Below are 3328 nucleotides of genomic sequence, written 5' to 3'. Positions count from 1 at the left end.
AGTGTGATTGGTATTATTCCATCTATAGCGCTATTTTTTCATCATTTTGGCTAAGTCAGCAAACGGGTTATGCGTCGCCACTTGATGATCATCAGCGCGAGCGACAGGATCGACGCCATAACGTTCATGATCGGTATATTTTGAGTGCTCATGATCATGACAATACAAGCAAAGCAGCTCCCAGTTACTTCCATCTTCCGGGTTATTAGTATGGTCGTGATCTTTGTGATGAACCGTTAATTCGCGTAGGTTCGAATAGACAAATTCACGAGCACAATTACCACACACCCAAGGATAAAGTTTCAGTGCTTTATCACGATAGCCGGACTCTTTGCGAGCATAGGCAGCACTACTACCTGTAAAATCTGAAGAAGACATCTTTATTTCCACATTAATTTAGACCATTGCTAGTGATCAACGGATCGCTGTAACCGCTTAGAATGCGACGCTACTTGCGACCTATCTATAACTATAATTGGTATTCGCTACTGGTATAACCGTTAAATTAGCATATTTTATTATGCGATGCAGGCGGATAAGCACACATTTGTTGACCCATACTGATTAGGGTTTGAATTAGGTTAAAAATAACCAAATCCCCACCCCTATCATTAAACTGCCCGCAATACGGTTCATCAATTTGACGTTGTCACTGTTTGCTAACATCATTCTAAGCCCCTTACCTCCCGAGGCATAAATGCTCATGCAAATAAACTCAGACAACATAATAATGCCGACCAAAATTACCAATTGAGGGGCTACCGCAAATTTTGGACTGATAAAAGGTGGCAACAGAGAAATCATAAATGCCCAACCTTTTGGATTGGCGATAGCAGTAATAAAGCCTTGCGCCACCAAACCATAATTACTGGCGCCAGAAGAGGCAAGGTTTTGTTCAGAGAGCGCCATTTTGCCTTTGGAACGCCACATTTGAATGCCGAGATAACTTAAATAAGCTGCGCCAACGATTTTAAAGCCCATAAATAAGGCTGGCATTTTGATCATAATCGCCGCTATGCCCAATACGGCGCTGATCGCCACCACAGCAACGCCAAGCACCTCACCGAGCATCATCCACAAGGTTCGCTTATAGCCAATACTCATGCCTAAACCTAGCGCTAATGTCATACACATACCAGGAGTAATGGATACAAATAAGAAAGTGGGAATAAAGACCCATAAAGTGGCGATATCCAAAATCAACGTCTCACAGATAATTAAAACAGGAGGTACAAATTATACTCAAACAAGGGAATACACAAGTTTTTAACATTAGCCCATTATGTATTACTGACTATTTTTCATAGTGTTACTGTTGTTTATCGTATAATCCCTCAAAACTTGTCATTAATTTAAAAAGTCACACCGTCACTAATTGATTGCTTTTCTTTAACCGTTTTACTCTGTGATCGCACTCTAGATACTAAACCAAGCCTAAGCACTATAATTACCTTATCGATTGGGATATATTGCTTGCAAGGAACTATCCCCTCCATCGGCCTCGGTATTAATGGCTGTTACCAGTAGCACCTCGATGATCACTAATTAACGTAAATTATGAATCCTAAATTACAAGAAGCGAAACGAGAGCTGGGACCAATACAGTTTTTAACTCTGGTTCTGTCTATCTATGTGTTATTAGTGTTATTTGTAGAAAATGCCTTCGACCTTTCCGATGATATTCTAGATTTGCTGACCATAGTGGATACCTTCGTCTGCGGGGTTTTCTTAGTCGATTTTTTCCAACGTTTCTATCGCGCGCCAAATAAACTGGTGTTTATGAAGTGGGGATGGATTGACCTGCTTTCGAGCATTCCTATGGTTGATACCCTGCGCTATGGCCGATTTATCCATTTAATTCGCTTCTTTAGGATCTTAAGAGCGATACGTTCAACCAAAGTCATTCTTAATTTCCTATTTCATAACCGTCGCAAAGGTACCTTTACTATTGTCGCTAGCGTTTCTGTGCTGCTGGTTATTTTTGGCGCGATTGGGATTTTGCAATTTGAAAGAGGCTTACCTAATTCCAACATTCAAAATGCCAGCGATGCACTGTGGTGGGCTTTTGTCACCATCACAACCGTAGGTTATGGTGACTATTATCCTGTGACGACATTTGGTCGCATGGTGGCGACGGTATTGATGACCGCAGGGGTTGGTTTGTTTGGTACCTTTACCGGCTTAGTGGCAAACTGGTTTATGCTAGAAGGCGAACAACAAGAGAACCGCCAAGAACAAAAAGAGCGCCAAGAATTAAAGCAAGATATCGCTACCTTGCACAATGAAGTCGCCGAATTAAAAGAGCTGATTAAACAAAAACACTCACAGTAACTCTTGGGCGATTAAGTGCAGCAAAAAGGTTTCTCTTTCAATGCTTAAGCCTTTTTTGTTACTGGTCGCCATCGTGTGTTCATTGTGTCTAATCGCATCATAAATGTTGATCCACAATGCCTGCATACCATTATTTATCTCGTACTCTTCAAAATTAGGCGTACCTAAAATCGGGTCTACTTGGCAGGTATAACAATACGAATGCATGTGCATCACATCGGCATCGTTCTTATACCACGGACGAAACTCTTCAAATACGCCAAACGGAGCAATATTGCGAATATTTTGCGCGCCCGTTTCTTCTTGTAATTCACGCACTAAGCCTTCAATGACATCCTCCCCCTCATCCAAACCGCCACCGGGCAATGAGTAGTCATGATAACGCTCGGTATACATCAGCAGTATTTGCTCACCACGCAGAGCAATCGCTCGGGTGGCCTGTCTTTGAATGATGGTATGTTGGTCAAGTTGAGATAAGCTAGGATGTACTCGGGTTGTTAAATGGCGCATTACTTTAGTTTTCAAAAGAATAATTGGAGTTATTTTAACATGTTGTACTTGGTTAACTATTGAATTAATTGGGATATCTCGTACACTAAATCAAACAAGACAAAATCATTTAGTTCTTTGGAGCCAATAGTAATGAAGAAAATCCTCCTATTATCTGTGATGACCGGTACTGTGTTACTTGCAGGCTGTGCAAGCAAAGATGACGAATACACGGTAAAGGACTGGGATCCGATTACCAGTAAAGCATCTATGTATTGTGTACAACAAGATCACGAGATTGAGCGTGCGACTGAGAACAATAACCGTGTTACCTATTGTGAACTCTCTGACAGCGAAAAATATGAGATCTGGGAATACTATTACAAAAATCATGAAGATGAGCGTCCAGACAATCAAAATCAGACCGACGAGACTGCAGCAAAATAAGCAGCGCTTTGGCTAGCGATAAAACCAACAAAGCCCCGTTCAGCGATGAACGGGGCTTTTT

General features: G+C 41.4%; 5 protein-coding genes. 2 read left to right on the top strand and 3 right to left on the bottom strand.

Going from position 1 to position 3328, the window contains the following annotated elements:
- Positions 1-30 precede the first annotated feature (30 nt).
- Entirely contained in the window at positions 31-378 is a 348-nt protein-coding gene (locus VHA01S_RS17675) for a YajD family HNH nuclease (RefSeq protein ID WP_023405707.1), read from the bottom strand.
- Positions 379-576: 198 nt separating this feature from the next.
- Entirely contained in the window at positions 577-1197 is a 621-nt protein-coding gene (locus tag VHA01S_RS17670; RefSeq protein ID WP_023405706.1) for a LysE family translocator, read from the bottom strand.
- A gap of 360 nt (positions 1198-1557) precedes the next feature.
- On the opposite strand from VHA01S_RS17670, the gene VHA01S_RS17665 reads away from it, so the two are divergent.
- Positions 1558-2331 (top strand): ion transporter, encoded by a 774-nt coding sequence (locus VHA01S_RS17665; protein ID WP_023405705.1) that lies wholly within the window; start codon positions 1558-1560, stop codon positions 2329-2331.
- Here the strand turns inward: VHA01S_RS17665 and VHA01S_RS17660 are convergent.
- Positions 2323-2841, bottom strand: a complete 519-nt coding sequence (locus VHA01S_RS17660; RefSeq protein WP_023405704.1) for an NUDIX hydrolase — start codon at positions 2839-2841, stop codon at positions 2323-2325. The two genes, VHA01S_RS17665 and VHA01S_RS17660, sit on opposite strands and share 9 nt — an antisense overlap.
- Positions 2842-2973: 132 nt before the next feature.
- On the opposite strand from VHA01S_RS17660, the gene VHA01S_RS17655 reads away from it, so the two are divergent.
- Positions 2974-3267, top strand: coding sequence for a putative hemolysin (locus VHA01S_RS17655; protein WP_023405703.1), 294 nt, complete (start codon positions 2974-2976; stop codon positions 3265-3267).
- The last annotated feature ends 61 nt before the right edge of the window (positions 3268-3328 follow it).

Origin of the sequence: Vibrio halioticoli NBRC 102217, from assembly GCF_000496695.1 — a bacterium.
In the GTDB taxonomy this organism is placed as follows: domain Bacteria; phylum Pseudomonadota; class Gammaproteobacteria; order Enterobacterales; family Vibrionaceae; genus Vibrio; species Vibrio halioticoli.
This window is presented reverse-complemented; position numbering and strand designations above follow the sequence as displayed.